The sequence below is a fragment of the Flavobacterium sp. T12S277 genome, assembly GCF_048514875.1.
Classification (GTDB): domain Bacteria; phylum Bacteroidota; class Bacteroidia; order Flavobacteriales; family Flavobacteriaceae; genus Flavobacterium.
In genome coordinates this window covers 237710-254007 of record NZ_JBLYEG010000004.1, presented here as the reverse complement: position 1 = coordinate 254007, position 16298 = coordinate 237710, and the positions used below count along the sequence as shown (strand labels likewise).

Annotated in this window: 8 protein-coding genes; 2 read left to right on the top strand and 6 right to left on the bottom strand. The window is 36.5% G+C overall.

The features are described 5' to 3' along the window. Window position 1: 1 nt before the first annotated feature. From ACN1CN_RS08885 to ACN1CN_RS08860, 6 genes are all read right to left on the bottom strand, one after another. Complete coding sequence (locus tag ACN1CN_RS08885; protein WP_419135383.1) at window positions 2-3157, bottom strand: SusC/RagA family TonB-linked outer membrane protein; 3156 nt, start codon at window positions 3155-3157, stop codon at window positions 2-4. A 409-nt stretch (window positions 3158-3566) separates the two neighbouring features. Then, on the bottom strand, window positions 3567-5000 hold the full coding sequence (locus ACN1CN_RS08880) for a SusD/RagB family nutrient-binding outer membrane lipoprotein (protein WP_419135381.1): 1434 nt from the start codon (window positions 4998-5000) through the stop codon (window positions 3567-3569). A gap of 14 nt (window positions 5001-5014) precedes the next feature. Further along, on the bottom strand, window positions 5015-8203 hold the full coding sequence (locus tag ACN1CN_RS08875) for a SusC/RagA family TonB-linked outer membrane protein (protein ID WP_419135380.1): 3189 nt from the start codon (window positions 8201-8203) through the stop codon (window positions 5015-5017). Window positions 8204-8517: 314 nt separating this feature from the next. Next, window positions 8518-10020, bottom strand: a complete 1503-nt coding sequence (locus ACN1CN_RS08870) for a SusD/RagB family nutrient-binding outer membrane lipoprotein (protein WP_264525347.1) — start codon at window positions 10018-10020, stop codon at window positions 8518-8520. 11 nt (window positions 10021-10031) lie between these two features. After that, entirely contained in the window at window positions 10032-13247 is a 3216-nt protein-coding gene (locus ACN1CN_RS08865; RefSeq protein WP_291285085.1) for a SusC/RagA family TonB-linked outer membrane protein, read from the bottom strand. A gap of 274 nt (window positions 13248-13521) precedes the next feature. Then, window positions 13522-15237 carry a hypothetical protein gene (locus ACN1CN_RS08860; RefSeq protein ID WP_419135379.1) on the bottom strand — a complete coding sequence of 572 codons (1716 nt, stop codon included), beginning with the start codon at window positions 15235-15237 and terminating at the stop codon, window positions 13522-13524. Between the two features lie 168 nt (window positions 15238-15405). Here ACN1CN_RS08860 and rpsL point away from each other — a divergent pair, with 168 nt between their 5' ends. Both rpsL and rpsG read left to right on the top strand, forming a co-directional pair. Then, window positions 15406-15789 (top strand): 30S ribosomal protein S12, encoded by a 384-nt coding sequence (gene rpsL, locus ACN1CN_RS08855; protein ID WP_007136570.1) that lies wholly within the window; start codon window positions 15406-15408, stop codon window positions 15787-15789. 24 nt (window positions 15790-15813) lie between these two features. Next, window positions 15814-16290, top strand: coding sequence for a 30S ribosomal protein S7 (gene rpsG, locus ACN1CN_RS08850; RefSeq protein ID WP_007803600.1), 477 nt, complete (start codon window positions 15814-15816; stop codon window positions 16288-16290). The last annotated feature ends 8 nt before the right edge of the window (window positions 16291-16298 follow it).

Here is a 16298-nt window from a genome sequence, read left to right as displayed (position 1 = left end):
ATTAAAATGTTAAATTAATTTTGAAACCCCATCTTTTTGCAGTCGGAGCAGCTGAAGTTTCTATACCTTGTAATGTTGAATTACCGTAGCTTGTCGTTTCAGGATCAAAATTGGTGTACTTAGGAACGTTTGGAGCAAAATACCAAAGGTTGTTTGCGATAAGACTTAAACTAATTCTTCCAAATGGAGTTTTTTCCAAAATTTTACTTGGTACATCATAAGTCAAGTTTATTTCTCTTAATCTAAATACGGTTCCGTCATAGATTGTTGCTTCGTCAACAGAATTGATTCCGAAAGTACTTCCTCCTGCAGGTGAGAAGTAAAGCTCATTCATGCTTAATTGTGTTGTATTTGGAATTTGGTTTCCGTTAGCATCTAAGATTGGAGTTCCGTCATTATTTCCATAGTAACCTGGAATTATATATGTTTTTTCTCTGTCTTCAGTATCTCTGGTAACACCTCTTCCTAATAATTGTTCGATAGTAGAAGAAGAGATATCTCCTCCTTGTTTCCAGTCAAACTGAGTTCTTAAACTCCATGCTTTGTAAATAAAGGTATTCGCAAAACTTACTCTGAATTTAGCATTTGGATCTCCGATAACTCCAAGTGAAGGATCTTGAATAACTGCTCCTCCAGATCTGTTGATTAAATAATTTCCATTAGCATCACGAGCAAATCTTGTTCCGTAGAATACACCAAATGGTTGTCCTGGAATTGCATAAGCAATTTGATTAGCATTTAGCTGAATTCTGTCTAAACCTTCTTTTAAGGTTAATACCTCATTTTCGTTTTTAGTGAAGTTTGTTAATAACGACCATGTAAAGTCTTTAGATTTAATAGGTACTAATGTTAATCCAAGCTCAATACCTCTGTTTCTGATAGAACCTGCATTAGTGTTTAACTCTGTAAATCCAGTTGAAGATGCTACAGTTACCGGAGTAATTAGATCTTTTGTTGTTTTAGAGTATAAACTTAAGTCTACTGCAATTCTTTTTCTGAAAAATTCTAAATCTGTACCGATTTCAAATTCTTCTGAAAATTCAGGTCTTACGTCCTGATCTCCTAAGAAAGTATTGTTTCCGATTCTAGGAAGACCGTTGTAAGCTTGTCCTTGATCGTAAGATATTTTTAAGAATTCTGCTGGTACATCTCTACCAACTTTCGCGAAACTGGCTCTTAATTTAGCAAAAGTTAAAACTTCGCTTTGGATGTTCAATGCATCAGTTAAAACTGCAGAGGCACTAACAGATGGGTAGAAATAAGAGTTTCTGTTTTTTGGTAATGAAGAACTCCAGTCATTTCTCGCTGTAGCATTTAAGAATAAATAATCTTTATAAGATAAAGTTACATCGGCAAATACACCTACATTTCTTTTCATAGCGCGCTCATCAGTTAAACTGGCGATACTTTTAACGTTTTTGAAAGTAAAGATGTTTGGTACAATGAATTCTCTTCCTTCATTTGCAACTCTTGTGTATTCATTTTGTAGAACGTTATTACCAACAATGGTAGCTAATTTGAAGCTTTCATTTAATTCGTAATTAAAGTTCAATAAAAATGTAGATTCAATATCTTGGTTTACATAGTTATCGCTAAGTAAGTTACCTAATCCGTTGTTTGCTCTTGAAGCTAAATCACGAACTTGTATTCTGTTTAATGAATATTTGTTGATACCCGCTCTGTACGATGCTGAAATGTTGTCGTTAAGAACGTAGTTTAAGTTAATGCCTGCAACAATTCTATCGGTATTAGTAACGATTTGATCGTGTTGCCAAGACCAAAGTGGGTGGTCGAATTGAGTTCCGTTTGGAGTCACAGATCCACCAGTTACCGGGTCAACATAAGGAAGATTTAAATCCCAGTTTCTCGCTAAGAACAAAGTTCTGGCAAATGAAGAAGAAGATCCTGCAAATTGGTTTTCTCCAAAGAAACCTCCTACTTGTTTTGTTTTTGAGTAAGCTAAGTTTGCTCCAACAGTGAATTTTTTGCTTAATTTGAAATTTCCACCTGCAGACATTGATGTTCTGTCGTAAGAGTTGTAAGGAATGTAACCATCCTGACGTAAATCTGAAATAGTTGCATTAAAAGTTCCGTCTTGTCCAGCGTAGTTAAAACCAATTGTTTTGTCTAATACTGTTCCTGTTCTGAATAAGTCTTTTACGTTATTTGGTTTTGCAACATAAGGAACTGTTGGGCCAAATTGATCAGGATAAGCAGCCAAAAGTGTTGGCCATGTAGGAATTGTTGCTAATGAATCAAAGCGAGGCCCCCAAGAACCATTTGCATTTGAATATTGGAAGTTAGCTCCTGAACCATAAGTGTTTTGATAATCTGGTAAGTTGGCAATAGTTTCGAAGTAGGTACCCATTCCAACATTTACATTTAATTTTTGATTTTTGTTTGGTTTAGATGCACCAGATTTTGTGGTTACAACGATTACCCCGTTCATCGCTCTTGAACCATAAAGTGCAGCTGCTGCTGTACTTTTAAGTACGTTGATGCTTTCGATATCATTTGGATCTAATGAAGACAAAGCTGATTCGTATCCACCACCTCCAGTGATCTGGCTAGTAGAAGTTACAGATACATTGCTGTAGGCAATACCGTCAACGATAATTAAAGGATCTGTGTTACCCGTTAATGAGTTAACCCCTCTAATCGTGATTTGGTTTGCTGCTCCGGCAACCCCAGTGGATGTATTAACGTTAACCCCAGCCACTTTTCCGGCAAGAGCTCTTGATAAATCTGGTTCTGAGTTTTGGGTAATTTGTTCCGCTTTTACTTCACTTACAGAATACCCCAGTTTTTTCGGATTACGTTTAATCCCGAAAGCCGTTACCACAACACTCTCTAATTGTTGTGCTGCACCATCTAATAATTTTACATTAATTGCAGAAGAAGTAGCAGCTACTTCTTGGGTTTTCATCCCAATGTAGCTAAATACTAAAACCTGGTTTGAAGAAGCTTTGATAGAGTATTTACCATCAAAGTCAGTTTGCGTTCCTGTTTTGGTTCCTTTAACCAATACACTTACACCCGGTAAAGGCATTCCTGTATTGTCAGAAACTGTTCCAGAAACAGCTCTTTCTTGCGCAAAAGTAAGTTGCGCAACTAGTACTAATAGTAGTACTAAGCATCCATTGAACTTTAGTTTCATTTTTATGTGTTTTGAATTAGTTCGGTAAAAATCTTAATTATTTGTTAATCTACCTAATATAAAAAGCTTTTTTTTTACCCATATTATGCTTTTATTACGAGATGTGTTTTTTTAGTGTTAAAATACACTTGTTAATATGTTAATGTTTGTTTTTCGTTTAAGATGTGATAATGCTTGATTTTATTGGGGTTCCGGAGGGTGTTGCGTTTAAAAAAACGTGTTGTGGAGTGTTTTTTTCTGTGTAGTTTTTTGAAATAAAAAAAAGAGGCCCTCTCTTTTTTTTCGGAGAAAGCCTCTTTCGGTTTTGTTTAATTTTTCATTTTTTGGGAAAGTTGTAAACAGAAAAAAGGGCACTCATCATGATGATGAATGCCCTTTTTAGGAGTTGTTCTGAAGTCAGAGAATACTATTATCTAGTACCTCCAGCCCACCAAACTTTTTCTTTGTATACATAAGAACCGTCTCCGTATAATTCTTTAACGTTTGTGTTTGAAGCAACGTCAGATTGACCGTAAGCGAATCTTTGTGGGAACAATTCAGGTTTTGGATTTACCATAGGAATAAGGTCTCCGTTACCCATTGCTTGTAAACGTCTAATGTCGTTGTAAGACTCAATACCTTCATTTTCGAAGAAAGAAATATGTTTTTCTACCATGATTTTTTTCAACAATGCATTACCAGTTAATGCTCCAATAGAAGCAGTGTAAGTATCTGCCTGAGCTGGTGTAAACGCTACAGCTGTCTTTTTAGCATAAGCTGCTTTAATTGCTGCATTCATTGTAGCTTGTGCTTCAGGTAAACCTAATCTAGCTTGTGCTTCAGCTTTCAAGAATAATAATTCGTGGTAGCTTAATAAGTAGATTGCATTTGCTTCACTCATAAGAGCTGAGATAGAATATCTAGCTTGTGCTTCAACGTCTTCTTTTGAATTGTCAAAAGGAAGTACTACACCAGCCTTTTTTGTAAAGAAAGAAGCTGTACGAGCGTCTGCTGGTCCGTTAGCAACCATAGTGTCGTAGAAACTTTTAGAAACACAAATAGCGCCTCTGTTTAATTCGAATCTTGCGAAAGGATTTGGAACACCACCGTTTACAAGTTTTAACTCGTCAGTAGCATCTGCAAAAGAAGCATTTACATAGTTGATTACACCTTGGTAATCCGCTTTTCTAAGAGATAATCTCATAGTGTATCTTGCTAATAATCCATTTGCAGCTTTTATCCATTTAGCAGAATTTCCACCATAGATAGGATCCTGAACACCTAAAGTTGCATAAGTTGATGTTTTGTTCAAATTAGCAATACCTTCATTTAAGTTTTTGAAGATGTCTAAATAAATAGCCTCTTGTTTGTCAACTTTTGGTTGAAAGATTACTCCTGGTTTTACAGCTTCTGTGTAAGGAACATCTCCAAAAAGATCGGTAAGGATCGCTAAGTTGTAAGCCTTTAAGATTTGTGCTACACCTAATGTTTGGAAGTTTCCTTGTTCTTTACCAGTTGTACAGTTGTCAATAATAACTCCTAAATTCAATAATTGTCTGTAGCTATTGTTCCAGCCGTTATTGTAAGTTGAAGATAATTGTGGATCAGCTCTTCTAATTTGAGCATTGTACATTTGATTGTGGTTTCCTGCACTTAATTCAGAGTAAATACCTCCGTAAAATGAAGCATCAGCACCCGTTACTGTGAAGGCAGAATTAACCATGACATCCGTAATGATTAAGCGGCTAGCCATCTCTGTCGGATTGTTCACATTCTTATTTATTTCGTCCATCTTGTCCTCAGAACAAGCTTGGAATAAGAACGTAGCCATTAAAGCTGTTAGTGTTATTTTTATATTTTTCATTTGATTTTTTTTAATTAAAATGTAAAGTTCAATCCAAAACCAATGCTCTTAGTTTGTGGCATTGACCATTGTTCGAATCCACCAGCAAAGTTGTTGTTTCCTTGTGTTGCTTCTGGATCAAGGTTTGGCATTTTAGACCATAACAAGATGTTTCTTGCGAATACAGAAGCTTTGATGTCTACTGCGTTGTCTAATAATTTAGGGAATTGGTATCCTAAAGTTACCTCTCTTAATTTTACAAAACTTGCATCAAATACTGCAGACTCTGCAATACCATTTAAAGCTGCTTGTAATTGTTGAGCTCCGTTTGGATCTGTAGAACCACCTCTAACGATGTCGTTTGGAGTTCCGTCAGCTTTAACACCTGGGTAAACAAACTGAGATGTTCTGTCTGATGTTCTTGCATCTACACCGTAAAAGTTCATTAAGTTGTTAGATCCACTGTACATTTTTCCACCATTTTTCCAATCTACAACTGCTCCTAAAGATACTCTTTTGTAAGTGAATTGTGTAGAACCTCCTAAAGTGAATTTAGGTGCAACTTCTCCTAATACTTTTAATTTACCATCTGCTTGTGGAAGACCTTGAGCGTTTACAACGATGTTGTTGTTATCATCTCTTAAGTATCCTGTACCATAGATAACTGGGAAACGATCTCCAACGCTAGCTCTAAGCTGTGGTGTTGTAAATCCTCCAAGGAAGATGTTGTCTACACCGTTTGCTAATGCCTCTACGTAAGAATCAATTTGAGAATAGTTCACATTGAATGTCCAGTTGAAATCAGCAGTACGTACTGGGTTAACGAATAAACTTAATTCGTGTACGTCATTACGCATTTTTCCTCCATTTGTTACAAGAGAATTCGCTCCTGTAGAACCTGATAATGGAACATTGAAGATTTGGTTTGTTGAATTTTGCTTAGAGAAAGTATAATCAACTCCAACTCTGTTGTTGAAGAACTTTAAGTCAACCCCAAGTTCATACGATTTTGTATTTTGTGGTTTTAAGTTTGGATCGTATTGTACGTTGCTAGGAATAAATGAACTAATTCCTCCTAATGGGTACTGTACCGGGTTTCCAGACCAGAATCCACCTGTGTAACTTGGTGTTGTGAAAGAGTTTCCAACGAAGTTTCCTGCTTGACCTACTTCAGCAATAGATCCTCTAAGTTTAGCATAAGAAACAACTGAACCTCCTTTTAATCCTTCTAATTCAGTTACCACGAAACCTAACGAAGCTGATGGGTAAACGAAATCTCTGTTACCTCTTGGCATATTAGATGCGATATCTTTACGGATAGTTCCACTCAAGAAAATCATGTTTTTGTATGAGAATTCAGCATTACTGAAGAAACCTACAGTACGAATTTGTCTGCGGAATTCTGAAGCTGTTACGATTCTTGCATTAGTGATAGTTGGGAAACCACCAAAGTTGAATGCTGTACCAAGATCATCAAATTCTTTAGTATTTTGGTGATTGTATTCGTTTCCAACCAAAACATTTAAGTTAAAATCGCTAGTGATGTTTAAGTTATAGTTTAAAGTAAACAAAGAGTTGATAACATCATTAGTTGTTCCGTAAAGGTGTGCACTACTTGTTTGTCCTGAAAGGTCAAGTTTGCTTCCAAACTCAAAAATATCTCTGTAGTTTGTAGTCCATGAATCTACACCTGCCTGGTATTTAACAGTAAGTTTTTGACTTCCGTCTTCACTGATAACAGGAGAGTATTGGATGTAAGCGTTACCGTAAACACGGTTTGTTTTTTCGCTGAATTCATTGTTTTTAGCAGCCCAGTAAGGGTTGTTGAAAACACCTGGTCTGTAATAAATTTGATCGTAAGGGTTTGAAGGGTTAGCATAGCCAATTCCTTTTAAGTCGTAACTTCTTGGACCTCCAAATACACCAACAATAGCACCGTCATTTGCAGCTGAACTTTTGTTGATTTTAGTTTGAACATAGTTAAAAGAGAAACCTGTTTTCCACTCGTTGTTTAACTTTGTGTCTACAAGTGCTTTTACAGTATATCTGCTCATTCCTGTTTCAGGGATAACACCGTCTTGCTTAGAGTTTCCTACTCCAAAAGAGTAATTTGTTTTCTCTGTTGACTGAGCAACATTTAAAGTATTGTTGATTGTGAATCCTGTTTTGAAGAAATCACCAATATTGTCATAAGCTCTAGGAGCAACCCATGGGTCTAATCCAGCTTTTGCTCTTTGTGGTACGTAGTATAAACCTGGTCTTAAAGTTCCACCGTTTAATGCGTTAGCCACATTTCCTCCGTAAGTTGCATCATTTGGTAATTCTGAGATTTTTGGTCCCCAGTTCATTGAAGAGTTTGGATCAAATTTTCCGTTAATACCTTGTGCATACTCATTTTGAGTACTTGGTTTTTTAGAAATTGTTTCAAAACTTGTAGAAGTATTGAAAGTAATAGTAGGTTTACCGCTTTGAGCTAAGTTTTTACCACTTTTTGTTGTAATTAAAATTACACCATTAGAAGCTCTTAATCCGTATAAAGCAGATGCAGCTTGTCCTTTAAGAACGTTGATAGACTCAATTTCGTTAGGGTCGATATCCACAGCTCTGTTAGCAATATCAGATCCTGTTACACCGTTTCCAGTACCGAAGTCTGGTTGAGATGCTACTGGCATACCGTCAATAACGTACAAAGGAGTGTTGTTTCCTGTGAAAGAACGAGCACCACGAATTATGATCTGAGAAGAAGCTCCAGGAGCACCACTAGAAGGAGTAATAGATACACCCGCTAATTTTCCTTGTAAAGCTCCGGCAAGACTGTTGTTGTTTGCTCTTGTAATGTCAGCAGCTTTTACTTCTTGTGTAGCATATCCAAGTGCACGAGCACTTTTCTTAACACCTAATGCAGTAACTACTACACTTTCCAGTTCTACTGAATCGTCTTTTAGTTTTGCATTAACTGTAGTAGCGCTAGCAGTAATTTCTTGGGCTTTCATCCCAATGTAGCTAAAAACTAATACTTGATTTGGTGCTGCTTTGATAGAGTATTTTCCATCAAAATCTGTTTGCGTTGCTGTCTTTGTTCCTTTAACTAATACACTAACACCTGGTAAAGGTATTCCTGTATTGTCAGAAACTGTTCCAGAAACAGCTCTTTCTTGCGCGAAAGTAAGTTGCGCAACTAGTACTAGTAAAAGTACTAGGAATCCATTGAACTTTAGTTTCATTTTTAAATATTTTGAATTAGTCCGACAAAAATCTTAATAATTAGTTAATATACCTAATCAAAAAAGTTTTTTTTTCAGCAAAACGGCAGTTTTACTGACAGGAGTTATTTTTTTATCGTTAAAATGCACTCAAAATTACAGGATTGATATTTTTTTACTTAAAATCCGATGAATAGCACAGTTTATGCCTGCTGAATTAAATGTTAAATTTTATGGGATGGATGGTAATTTTCGGTTTTTTATACGTTTTCAACAAAAAAACCACCCGAAGATCGGATGGTTTTGTGTTAAATTATGTTATTTTCTCGTATTTCTTATTTATCCCAAAAAATCTTCGTTGTTAGTTTGTCACCTCCAATAGAAGTTGCTGCAGCGTTGTAGTTTGTCGCGTTTAGCGTTTGTTCTCTGATAGGGTAAGCCATTCTCGATGGAACTTGTCCAGCTGCTGCCGGGTCTGCAGTTGCCGGTGCCGTTAGAACAGGGAAGTTTAATCTTCTGGTAGATGTCCAGCCTTCAAAACCTCTGTTGAATAAAGCATACCATGCTTGTTCTCCTACTTTTTGTTGCCATGTCCCTGTCGCTGTAGCATAAGCAACAGCCGGTTGAGCAAGGTAAGCGTTGGCATCAGTTGATGAAACACCCCAGTCTTCCATAGAAGCTAAAATTGCTGCATTATAATGAGAAGCAATAGTACCTCCAACAGCAACACCTCTTCCTGAAGCCTCTGCTAATAAAAATTCTACTTCTGCATAGTCTAATAAAGTACCACTGAAATCTGGTGCTTTGATTTTGTCACTGGCGTGAGTATATTTAGACTGAGAGTTTTTTATTCCAACGATTCCACCTCTGTAACCTGTTACAGTGATCAAATCTCCATCAGCATTTGTGTCTTTGTACGTTGGTCTGAAATAAGGAGTTTTTCTCGGATCGTTTAATGTCACTAAAGCATCAACGAATGGTTTTGCAACAACAAAGTCATTTCTTCCAGAGAATACCATATCTACATATAGTGGGTTGGTATTCGGAAGGTTTAACATATAAGGTAATTTTGCGTTGTCGGCATTTGATGTAAATCCTCCTGCAGCACCAGATATAATGGTAGCATCGGCAAGTGCTGATTCAAGTCCTGACGCTTTTAGGTTAACACCTAATTTTAGCTTCATACTGTTTGCAAATTTAATCCAGGCATTCAGGTCGTCTTTATAGATAACTTCTGCAGCCCCAAAACCTGGATGTGAAGTGTCTAAACCAGCGATGTCTTTATTTAGACGTGCAATTAAATCTTTGTAGATGTCTATTGCTTTGTCGTATTTAGGCAAATAATCAGCAGAACCTTGTAAGGATTCTGAGTAAGGAACATCTCCAAAAGTATCTACTAGGATTTGATACGTATATACCATTAGTATGTCAATCAAAATTAATTGATTTTTCTTGATGATTGTTTTTTGAGCAAATTCCGGATCAGTAGGTGAGATTACATCTTTTTCCAAAAATCCTTTTGCCTGAGATAAATCAGCAAGTGCTCCTGCATAAAGTCTGTCCCAGTGATTGTCTGAAATTTTACGGGTTACCCAATTGTAAATAGATTCGTCCAGATAGGTAGTTTCAGTCCATTGTTGATTTACTAATCTAAAAATGTTTCTGTTTACGTTGGTATTGACAAGTTGTTCTGTTAGGTTTTTCTCAGCATTTGTAAATAAAGTGCTTGGGGGTACTACAGAAGGGTTTTTTACATCTACATTTAAGTCTGTTAGGCTGCTATCGTCACATGAAACTGTGAGAAGCATGATTCCTAAAGCATATATTAATTTTTTCATTTTGTTCTGTATTAAAATTTGAATGTTAAGTTAAAACCAATATCTCTGGTTGTTGGAAGAGATCCAACTGAATAACCTCTTGAGCTATTTCCTGAAGACAGTCCGCTTTCTGGATCTGCGTATGGTAGATTTTTACTGATTATCCATAGGTTCGAACCAACTAAACTTGCAGATGCTGCGTTTATGAATGTGTTTTCGAACATGCTTTTAGGGAAGTTGTAAGTAATAGATACTTCTCTTAATTTAACAAAAGAAGCGTCATAGATAAAAGCTTTGTTTGGAGCTGCCTGATATCCCATGCTTGTTGCAATTGTTCCACCTTTTGTTTTTACGGTATTTGGAGTTCCGTTAGGTGCTACTCCAGGGTTTAAAGTACCATTTTCTCTGATGTCTCCTACAGCTGTTTCTTTGTATAATCCAGATGCAAGACCATAATACATATCTAAAGAGAAAATATCTCCACCTTTTTGAGTGTCAATTAAGAATCCGAAAGTTAAGTTTTTGTAGGTGAATTTGTTTCTAACACCACCAATCCAGTCCGGAGTTATGTTTCCGATTGTATTGTCTGAAGAAGTAGTAATCATGTATTTTCCTGTGGCTTGGTCTATTGTTGGTTGACCGTTTGTGTAAACAAAATCAGTTCCTTTAAGTGCGCCGTAAGCTTCTCCCGGTGCAGCATTAACCGTTACACCACCTTGGAAAGCTCCTAATTGCAGATTGTCTAGTCCGTTTGGTAAAGTGATTACTTTACTTCTGTTGTTAGACCAGTTTACGATAATTTCCCAAGTGAAATCTTTAGTTCTGATTGGAGTTCCGTTTAACTGAATCTCAAATCCTCTGTTTTCGATGTTTCCACCATTTACAAGTCCGTTTGTGAAACCAGATCCTGAAGAAACAGCAGCTGCAACAATTTGATCAACGGAGTTTGTTTTGTAGTAAGTAACATCAAATCCTAAACGTCTGTCCAATAAACTTGTTTCTAAACCAACTTCGAATGATTTTGTTCTTTCAGGTTTTAGGTTTGGATTTTTGTTGATACTACGGAATGGAAGTAATAATGCATTTGTGTAAAGAGGTGTTCCTTGGAAGTTGGATACTCTTGTATAAGTATTGTTTAATTGCAGTGCGTCTGCATCATTTCCAACTTCAGCATAGTTGATTCTGAATTTCCCCAGATTTAACCAGTCTGCTTTTACTACGTTTGAGAAAAGGAATGATCCTGAAATTGCAGGGTAAACATAATCGTTGTTGTTGTCTGGTAATGTAGATGAAACGTCTCTTCTGATAGAGGCATCTACAAAGTAAGTGTCTAAATAACCAACAGATGCCTGAGCGTAGATACCATTAACACCTGAAGATATTTTTGCTTCTCTTGGGAATGGAAGGTCTAAACGTGAATTTGATAAGGCGTAAATTCCAGGAACTACTAATCCTCCAACGGTTGAAGAAAGTACATTGTCTCTTTTGTTACGTCTGATGTTTGTTCCGATTACTCCATTTAAGCTAATGTTGTCTCCAATTTTTTTATTGAAGTTTAACATAAAGTCGTAATTGATCTCTTGGAAATCGATGTTGTTTCTTTGGTATCCTGATGATTCGTCAACTGGTGAAAGACCAAATCCTGAAGCGATAGATCCAATAGCTCTTCTTTCTTCTTGTAGTTGTTTGTAGGTGTCAAGCGAAACTCTTCCTAATGCGCTTAACCATGGAGTGATTTCGTAGTTAAGGGAAGCGTAGCTAAACAAACGTGTTCTATCATCAGAAGAATAATTTTGATAGCGGGTAAAGTATGGGTTGTCCCAGTATGCCGGTACTAAACCTGATGGGTCCGTTGGGTCGGCCCAGTTCCAGGTTACGTTTTGGCCGCCTGATGCAAAGTAAACATCTTTTAAAGCCTGAACATCGGTATTGGTTTGCCACCATTGTCTGAAGTTACTCATGATATTGTCATTGTAACCTGTAGAGTTTCTACCTACAGTACTTTGTAGTGTAACTGCTGCATAAGCATTGGCAGTAAGTTTATCGGTAACTTTTTGGCTGAATCTGGCACTGATCTGATTTTTTTTCAATTCACTGTTTGGAAGAATACCAGTTTGATTAGTGTTAACATAGCTTAAAGATAAGCTTGATCTTTCAGTTGATTTTTCAAGTGCAATACTATTAACAAAAGTATGAGCATCATTAAAGAAAGTTACAGGACCATTTTTTGCAGCTGCCCATGGAGTAGCTTTTCCGTAGTTTGGAGAAAATGGTGTGAAAGCATCCCATTGATACACGGGTTGATTGTTGAACGCGTCCCCGTCAGAAGCATCATTAGAGGTGTCAACTGTGTCTGGTGTACCAGTTCCTAAGAATGACGATCCAAAACCATATCCGGATCCGTATCTGTTTTGGTATTTAGGAAAAGTTGATTTGTCAACACTTCCGTTTGTGAATCCGCTTGAGAAAGAAAATCCTATTTTGTTGTCATTTGATTTTCCTTTTTTGGTAGTTACCATTACAACACCATTTGCGGCTCTTGATCCGTATAATGCCGTTGCAGCAGCTCCTTTAAGAATGTTGATGCTTTCGATGTCTTCCTGATTGATATCCGAAGCATTGTTACCGTAATCGTAACCACCGCCACCAACTTGTTGTGAAGAAACGTTTGTGTTAGAGTTGTCAATTGGCACCCCATCAATAACCCAAAGGGCCTGATTGTTTCCGGTAAGTGATTTATTTCCCCTGATTACAACGTTTGTAGAACCTCCAAAGTTGTTGTTTCTTTGAACTTCTACCCCCGCAGCTTTACCAGATAGGAGATTGGCAACGTTAGCGTTTCCGGCTCCGCCATTAACGTCTTTTCCTGAAATTTGTTGAGAGGCATATCCAAGAGATTTCTTTTCTCTTTTAATACCCATCGCTGTAGTTACCACAACGCCTTCCAGCTGTTGGGCATCTCCAGATAACTTAGTGTTTACTTGTGATGAGCTCGCGGCAATTTCTTGAGTCTTCATGCCGATGTAGCTAAATACTAAAATTTGACTTGTGGTTGCTTTGATGGAGTACTTACCGTCAAAATCAGTTTGTGTGCCGGTTTTTGTTCCCTTGATTAGTACACTTACGCCTGGTAATGGCATACCTGCATCATCGGTAACGGTCCCCGAAACGGCTCTTTCCTGCGCAAAGGTTAGTTGCGCGAATAGCACTAATAGTAGCACTAAAAATCCATTGAACTTTGGTTTCATTTTTTCAATTATTTTGAATTAGTCTTACAATATTCTTAATAATTTGTTAATAATCCTAGTGTTGGGTTAATGAATTTTCTAACAAGGTTAAAATTTAACATTGTAACATATGTTAAGCATTGTGTTAAATAATTGAATTTGCTGGGTTTTTGGTCAGTTATTACTGCGGTTATTTGGTGTAATTCCGCTTATTGTTTGGGATTTTACAGAAATTTTAAGTTCTTAATGATTTGTTAATAGTGAGATCGCTGTTTTGGTGAATTTTCTCACAGTGTTAAAATTTAACATTGTAGTTTATGCTGACAATTGTGTTAAAAAATTTAATTTCCTGAAGACTTTCCCCGCCATTGCTGAGATTAATTCGCAACAGTCCACTCGTTGTCTGGATGGTTGTGCCGATTCCGACTCCTGATAATTTTTGTAATTTATTAAGATTTTGATTGTTTGTTAAATCTTGATAGATGGCAAAGTCTATAATCGAATTGATGTACAGGTTGTTGGAAACTTTGTATCGGTATTCGGTGAGTAACATAGAGGCGAAATTGGCCTGAAGGCTGTTCTCGGCGAAACCTCTTATGGAGTTTGTTCCTCCAAACCGAAACAATTCGTTGGTGATGTAATTTTGGCTTTTTAAATAAAAAACCTGAGGATTCAGAAAAATGAAATTCTTTTTGTTAAGCTCAAAATTGTACGACAGATTAAGGTTGGTGTAGAATTGCTTGCTCGATGTTACGGTTTGCGGGCTGTTGTTGGTGTTTCTTTTTCCGTATCTGACGATGAAGTTTAGGGCGGCTTTCTTAGGAAATAGTGTATTGAGATAATCTGTTTTTTTATACTCGAGAGTAGAAGTGACGTACGAGTTTTTGTAGTCGCTAATGGTGCTGTTGTTTGTGTTTTGAATGTCGCTTGATTCCGTAGACTGATAACCCAGGTAGAGTCGTGAGTTGTAGTTTAAGAAATAGCCTAGGTCAATTGCGGTTTTGGTGTTCTGAAAAGTACTGTCCTGTTTGAAGATATTGAGTTGTGCTTTGATGCCTAGTGGGGATTGGAATATGTACGGAATTTCAATTTTTGTATTAAAGGTTTTTTGTTGGTTTCCGTCGCTTTTCCAATATAGCGAGAATTGTTCGCCTGCATGAAGCGTGTTTAGTAACGACAGATCCAGGTATCCGTTTAGGGTTGTTTTTTTGTTTTCGTCATTAGAGAAACCAATGTATCCGTCAAAAGTGTTTGCTCTTCTTTTTTCGATATAAGCATATACTTTTGTAGCATCGTTTGTGAATAGTATTTCGGGGTATTTTGTTTGAGTTATAAATTCAAATGCATTGATATCATTGTATAATTGTTTTATAGTTTCCTGATTGAAAGTTTTGTTTAGGTATTTTTTGTTGAGTTGTTTGAGGTGTCCTTTCGGGAAATAATCTCGTTTGGAGTTGTCGGTTTGGGTTAGAATAATGGAATTTACAGTGCGTTTTTTTTCGGATTTAAAATTTAAGCTTGCATAAATTATGGAATTCTTTTTCTGTAGGTCTTCAAGTTTTATTTTGTTGAGCGCAAAACCGGCTTTTTCAGCCTCTAATGTTTTTTGATTTAGATAATTTTCTAATTCTCTATACGGAATAATTAAGGTATCGTTTTTGATTTTTGCGTCGTCAAAAAAACTGCGATTTGCTCCTATATATATATGTACCTCTTTTGTTTTGTTTTTTAAGTTGATTATGGAGGTGAAAGTGCTGTCGTTTATTTTTTTTGTCTCCATTATTTGGTGGTCGAGATAGCCGTTTTTGGATAGCTTCTCAGAAATATTTTTAACTTCTTCAAATAATGATTTTAGGTTGGCGTGATTTCCGGAGTAACTTAGCGAATCAATAATTTGTGTTTCGGTTGGATTGGATCCTTTAATTTGTAAATGAAGATCTTGAGCATAGAAAGAAATGCTGACAATGAAAAATAGGAGGGATAAAAGCGGTTTCAAAAGCAATTGTTTCATTTATTAAAAGTATTGCAAATATCTATTGTTTGTTTGTAAAATCATAAGCTTAAATAATCTTATTGAAAATTAATGGATTAACGTTTGTATAGTGAAAAATATTTTATACATTTGCAACCCCGTAAAAAGCGGGAATTTAATATACATAATAAATTTTTAGTATTAATTATGCCAACAATTCAACAATTAGTAAGAACAGGAAGAACTCAGATAACTAAGAAGAGTAAATCGGTTGCTTTAGATTCTTGTCCTCAAAGAAGAGGGGTTTGTACGCGTGTTTACACTACTACACCAAAAAAACCAAACTCTGCAATGCGTAAAGTTGCGCGTGTACGTTTGACAAATGGTAATGAGGTGAATGCTTACATCCCTGGAGAAGGACACAATTTACAAGAGCACTCGATAGTATTAGTTAGAGGTGGAAGGGTAAAAGATTTACCAGGTGTTAGATATCATATCGTTCGTGGAGCGCTTGACACGTCAGGAGTTGCAGGAAGAACGCAAAGAAGATCTAAGTACGGTGCTAAACGCCCAAAAGAAGCAAAAAAGTAATTTAAAAACTTTTAAGAAAAAGACATGAGAAAAAGAGCGGCAAAGAAAAGACCACTTTTACCAGACCCGAGGTTTAATGACCAATTGGTAACACGTTTTGTGAACAACTTAATGTGGGACGGTAAGAAATCTACAGCTTTCAAAGTATTTTATGATGCAATTGACATCATTGAGTCTAAAAAGCAAGATTCAGAAAAATCTTCATTAGAAATTTGGAAAGACGCGTTAACAAACGTTATGCCTCACGTAGAAGTACGTAGTCGTAGAGTTGGTGGAGCTACATTTCAAATTCCAATGCAAATTAGACCAGACAGAAAAATTTCTATGGCAATGAAGTGGTTAATACTTTATTCTAGAAGAAGAAATGAAAAATCTATGGCACAACGTTTAGCGTCAGAATGTTTAGCTGCTGCTAAAGAAGAAGGTGCTGCGGTTAAGAAAAGAATGGATACTCACAAGATGGCAGAAGCTAATAAAGCTTTCTCTCACTTTAGATTTTAATTCGTAAG

Bases quoted from the DNA above. Each gene is read 5' to 3' on its own strand.
- ACN1CN_RS08885 (WP_419135383.1), bottom strand. From the start codon at position 3,157: ATGAAACTAAAGTTCAATGGATGCTTAGTACTACTATTAGTACTAGTT.
- ACN1CN_RS08880 (WP_419135381.1), bottom strand. From the start codon at position 5,000: ATGAAAAATATAAAAATAACACTAACAGCTTTAATGGCTACGTTCTTA.
- ACN1CN_RS08875 (WP_419135380.1), bottom strand. From the start codon at position 8,203: ATGAAACTAAAGTTCAATGGATTCCTAGTACTTTTACTAGTACTAGTT.
- ACN1CN_RS08870 (WP_264525347.1), bottom strand. From the start codon at position 10,020: ATGAAAAAATTAATATATGCTTTAGGAATCATGCTTCTCACAGTTTCA.
- ACN1CN_RS08865 (WP_291285085.1), bottom strand. From the start codon at position 13,247: ATGAAACCAAAGTTCAATGGATTTTTAGTGCTACTATTAGTGCTATTC.
- ACN1CN_RS08860 (WP_419135379.1), bottom strand. From the start codon at position 15,237: ATGAAACAATTGCTTTTGAAACCGCTTTTATCCCTCCTATTTTTCATT.
- rpsL (WP_007136570.1), top strand. From the start codon at position 15,406: ATGCCAACAATTCAACAATTAGTAAGAACAGGAAGAACTCAGATAACT.
- rpsG (WP_007803600.1), top strand. From the start codon at position 15,814: ATGAGAAAAAGAGCGGCAAAGAAAAGACCACTTTTACCAGACCCGAGG.